Raw genomic sequence first — 4680 nt, forward strand, 5'->3', positions numbered from 1 at the left:
ACCTCGCTGCGGGCAACGTCATGGCCGCCGCCGCTGCCAAGGGCGTAAGCCTGTTTGCGCAGCGCAATGGCATCCGTGCGATTGCTGAGGGCGGGCCGGTGTCGATCCAGGCGCATACCGATGCGCTGGCCGTGCTGGCGGATAAGGCTGTCACCGTCACCTCCTCTGCGGATTCGGTGGAGATCCTCGCGCAGCAGAACGTTGTGCTGCATGGCGGGGATTCGATGATCCGGCTGGAGGGGAATGCGATTACGTTTGAGACGTCGGGGTTGCTGTCGGTGAAGGGGGCGGGGCATCCGTTGGTGGGGGCCGGGGGGCAGGCGGCGGCGTTGCCGGCACTGCCGATTGGAACCGCCACGATTTCCCATGCCATCGACTTGAACTACCAATACGACGATCTCGAGCCTGTTCAAGGGGCGCCTTACAAGATCGTGTTCAGTGACAACACGGTCCGCGAAGGCAAGCTCAACAAACAAGGCTTTGCCCGCGAAGAAAGCACACCCAACCTGCCGTACTACGTCGAATTTGGCGAAGACGAACGCCCCTGGAAAGCCCCGCCTCTAGAGACCTCTGACGAGTACAAGAAGGCGCAGCCCGAAGCCAAGCGACAGATTGAGATGGAACGACAAGCGCGCATTGCCGCCGGAGACACACGCGCGGCGAAGGATGTCCAACAATGAGCCTGATCGACGACATCACCAAGTTTTGCCAGGATCTGATAATCGGTGATTTTGAGGAGGATCCCAGCAACGCCGCGATGATCGTGGGCGGTGTGATTTCCCTGATCCCGGTCGCCCAGCAGGTGCTCAACGTGCGCGACATCTCCGGGATGATCTACCGCATCTCGCGCAAGGGTGCCAAAAACTGCAGCAAGGACGATTGGGTTGACTTGGCCTTGGCCGCCTTCGGGTGTATTCCTGAACTGGGTAGCCTCTTCAAGACGATCGTCAAACCGCTGTGGAAAGGACGCAAGCTGCTGAAGGGTGCTCTGCGCGGCGAAGCCTTCGTCAGCGGGATGCTCGGGAAAGCCAAAGGCAAAGCCATCACCTTTATTCGGACGCTCGATTGGGCTAGCAACACTCAAATTGCGATCCAGCAGATGGACAATGCTCTGACTGGCTGCGACCAATTGCTCGCGGAGTTGGAGCAGTCTCACTGGTGGTTACCGGACTCTGTGCAAGGCCTCGCACATGACCTACGCCCGGGTCTGCAGTCGATCCGAGGGCCGTTGCATACGGGCATTCAGCAAGGCATTCAAGCGCTGCAGGAGTTCGTTACCGACCTGATCGGCGAAGACGGCTATCGCGTTGCCCAAATGGCGGTCGCCGCAGCGTCAGCTACTTCCGGCAGCAGAAGTCCGGGCGCACATGCTGGCCATGAACCGAGTCACCCAAGCAAGTCCACCGGATCGTCCCATCCGTCTGCGAGAGAGCAGACGCCAGCCAATCGGACGACGCCTCCAGCGGAAAAGCAGCAGGCGAAGCACAAGGATGAGCAGGACACCAAGCGCCAACAAGTCGAACCGGGCGGTGGACCGCAGACCACTGCGAGTCGCGTCACTCGCGCGGCATGGAAAGCAATCGGCACTCGGTATAAGGGACTAGTTGGCGAGCACATGGCGCATTACCACCACATGAGCTTGCATGCACCGAACGCATGGCCGCATGGAACGGTCGAGAAAAAACATGACGGAGCCGAGTGGAAGGGCACAAAGCGGCTGGTGACGGAGCAAAACACGCACGCTACGCCAACTGAGCTGGTGCCGGAACACCTTGTTCGTATCAATCAGAATGGCGTAGACGGCATCTGGTCGCTGGACAATGGCGTCTTCCATTTTGTTGAGGCAAAGGCGTCGGAGTCTGCGGGGGCACTGTTCGGGAAAGCTGCTGAAAGCTGGCGCGAAAACACTGATGGCAAGCGATCGTCCAAACTAGCACCACCTTCGAACTTGACGGAGCGGCAGTATGCTTTGTGGTGCATGTTGTCGCAGCCTGCCAAGGGGCTGCAAATGTCTCGCCCTTGGCTAAGGCGGAGCGTCCTGCCTACCATGCTGAATGGAAATGAGCAGTATCGCTACACGTATGTGTTCTTTGCGATACCTAGCAGCAGCCCTCCAAAAGGCTACAGCGCAAAGCCCGGACCTACCCTAAAGAAAAGCATTGCTCCAGGTATTGTCGAACATGTTGAGAGTAGTACTTTGGTTGCAGAGCGCCTGATCACAGGTGGGGACATCTACGATCTAAGCTTGCACAATAAGCACAAACCAACGCACGGGTTGTCTGACCAGTACTCTCATGAAGAAATCGACGAGCTCAACGATATCTTCGAGCGCGAAAAGCTGTTGGCCCCTGCAAAAAAGCCGGCAGCAAAACCGCCGACAACACCATCGACTCGCAGTCAACGAACGCAGAACAAGCCGTAGTACGCCACCATGACAAAGCAGAAGCAACCATCATTTTTGCGTGAGCCTGAAATGTTCCACACACATCGTCGCCAACAGTTTCTCTATGGCGCGTTGTATACCAACATACGGTCTAGGCTGATTGAGGGCATTCAATCCTGCACGGAGAACGTACAAACAAAGAAGGGGCACCCCGATCCGGGTTACGTGCGTGACGCACAGGGCGGCCTCTATGAAGAGACGTTTTGGCTATGGATGCTTGAATATACAGCCGGAAAGGATCTCGATGAGCTAGCAGCGCAGTTTTCGAGGATTGTCGACGAATTTGTCCGCTGGAATGAGCTGAACGTCCCGTATCGCCTTTATTTAAAGGAGAAATATAAGGACCGTGGGGATACGGAGCTAACTATCTGCTCGGTAGATTTCTACAATCAGGTCGAGTACGAAAACGCACTGCAGTTGCTCAGCATCGCCATGCTGATCCGCGACGGCTACTCTATCAAGCGCATCATCGCAGCCATGGCTAGCAACCGCCATCGTGATGGGCTATATGAGCAGTTGATCTTCGATTTTGTCAACGACCCACAAGGCGATATGGACGAGGTCTTGCATGAGCGGCCGTATGCCGTCTTGATGAAGGCCTATTTCCAAGAAAGCACGGACGCTGCTATTCCGCACGTTCAGTCCTATTTGAAGCAGTGGTATCGGTACCAAGACGGAGCGCGTTGGTATGACGCTCACAAGAAGATCCAGGAGGACCAGTCGTTCTACTACGGCTATTGGGCTTTCGAGGCGGGTGCCACCTGCTATCTGCTCGACATTGACGACAGCACCATCGACCACATGGTCTACCCAAAAGACCTCGTCGCCTATGGCAGGAAGCTACGCGAAGAGAATCGCGTCACCAGCGATTTCGACACGCCACTAGGCCTAGATGGATATCCCCTCAGCCGTCTGCGGTGCGAAGCCGGCCAGCCCTGCCCTCAGACCGGCTGGTGGTTGACGCCAGCCAAGGTTAACAGCCGTCGGCATTTCACGTCAGGTGAAATCATGCCTGCGTTCGAGGGCAGCAGCTACGGCTCCACGATCTGGCAGTGGGACATTGATCAATCTGCTCCAAACACCTGATCGTTTGACGTCAATACTTGAAGCTTGATGGATGCACTAACCTCTCGTGACCCCATCGGAAGCCAGCATCGCGTCATAAGCTCCATCCGCATACTCCATACACGTCCACAGGTAGTCCGCCTGCCGGTTTTCATCCAGGCTGCGGAAATGTTCAAACCCGTTGGAATGCAGCATGCCCAGCAACGTGCGCAGTTTCGACAGCTTGTCGAACAACTCCGCATGCGCCTCAAGGCGTTTGGGATTGAATAATTCGGGGATCGAGCGAGTCATCGGGTTTCCTTTTTCACGTGATGAACGGAACCGTACTCGCCCTGGGAGGGGGTGGGCGAGCACAGGCAAGGTGGAAGACCGATAGATAGCCATCGGCACGGCCGAAGCCGCTCTCGCCTAGCTCGCCCCTTGAAGACGAAGCCAGGCCATAGCAGTTGAGGACAAGCACCTATGCCCGGCACTTGCCCGCTATCTACGAGGCTTCCACACCTCGACCACTTTCTCTATGGCACCGAAAGTGATGCCGGAAAGTGTAATGACCCTGGCTTCGTTGAAGCAAGGCCGCAACTATAAATCAGAATTTGCCGATGCTTCACCGCTGCGCGCGCCGGCACGCAAGTGCTGCTCACCTTCATCGACGGCGACATCGACCGGCCGATGGTGGCCATGCAGCTGCACAACACGCAGGACGCCCTGCCCTGGCCCGCCGCCGACGCGCCGCTCGGGCAGGCGTTGTCCGGCTGGCATTCGCAAGGCCTGGGCGGCGACGGCTACAACCAGTGGGTCGTCGACGATCATCCGGGCCAATTGCGAACGCGTCTGGCCAGCTCCACCGCCAACAGCCAACTCAACCTCGGTTATGTGACCTCGCACGGCGCTACCGGTGGCGACCGCGGCAGCTGGCGCGGCACTGGCGCAGAGCTGCGTACCGATGCGTGGGCCGTGGTGCGCGCAGGCGCGGGCCTGCTGCTCTCGACCACTGCGCGGGCGCAGGCAACAGGCACGCTGCTCGACGCGCATGAGGCACGCGGGCAGCTCACCGCTGCGCAGAAGACCGCACAGCGTCTGTCTGATGCCGCATCCAGCCAGCAAGCGCTGCCGCTGGCAGCCAACGAAGCATTCGACCCGATCGACAAGGCGCTCGACCCATCGCAATACGG

General features: G+C 58.1%; 4 protein-coding genes and 1 pseudogene. 4 read left to right on the forward strand and 1 reads right to left on the reverse strand.

The features are described 5' to 3' along the window. From PI87_RS21360 to PI87_RS21370, 3 genes are all read left to right on the forward strand, one after another. The coding region (locus PI87_RS21360; RefSeq protein WP_039599746.1) for a DUF2345 domain-containing protein at positions 1–680 on the forward strand (680 nt) is incomplete at its 5' end. Beyond that, positions 677–2422 (forward strand): hypothetical protein, encoded by a 1746-nt coding sequence (locus PI87_RS21365; protein ID WP_039599747.1) that lies wholly within the window; start codon positions 677–679, stop codon positions 2420–2422. The genes PI87_RS21360 and PI87_RS21365, both read left to right, overlap by 4 nt. 9 nt (positions 2423–2431) lie before the next feature. Then, a complete protein-coding gene (locus tag PI87_RS21370; RefSeq protein WP_084210047.1) occupies positions 2432–3529 on the forward strand; it encodes a PoNe immunity protein domain-containing protein in 1098 nt (365 codons plus the stop codon). Between the two features lie 36 nt (positions 3530–3565). Here PI87_RS21370 and PI87_RS21375 read toward each other — a convergent pair whose 3' ends face one another. Next, entirely contained in the window at positions 3566–3799 is a 234-nt protein-coding gene (locus tag PI87_RS21375) for a hypothetical protein (protein WP_039599749.1), read from the reverse strand. Between the two features lie 324 nt (positions 3800–4123). Here PI87_RS21375 and PI87_RS21380 point away from each other — a divergent pair. Beyond that, a pseudogene (locus PI87_RS21380) lies at positions 4124–4680 on the forward strand (type VI secretion system Vgr family protein); the annotation flags it as partial.

Origin of the sequence: Ralstonia sp. A12, assembly GCF_000801955.1 — a bacterium.
In the GTDB taxonomy this organism is placed as follows: Bacteria; Pseudomonadota; Gammaproteobacteria; order Burkholderiales; family Burkholderiaceae; genus Ralstonia.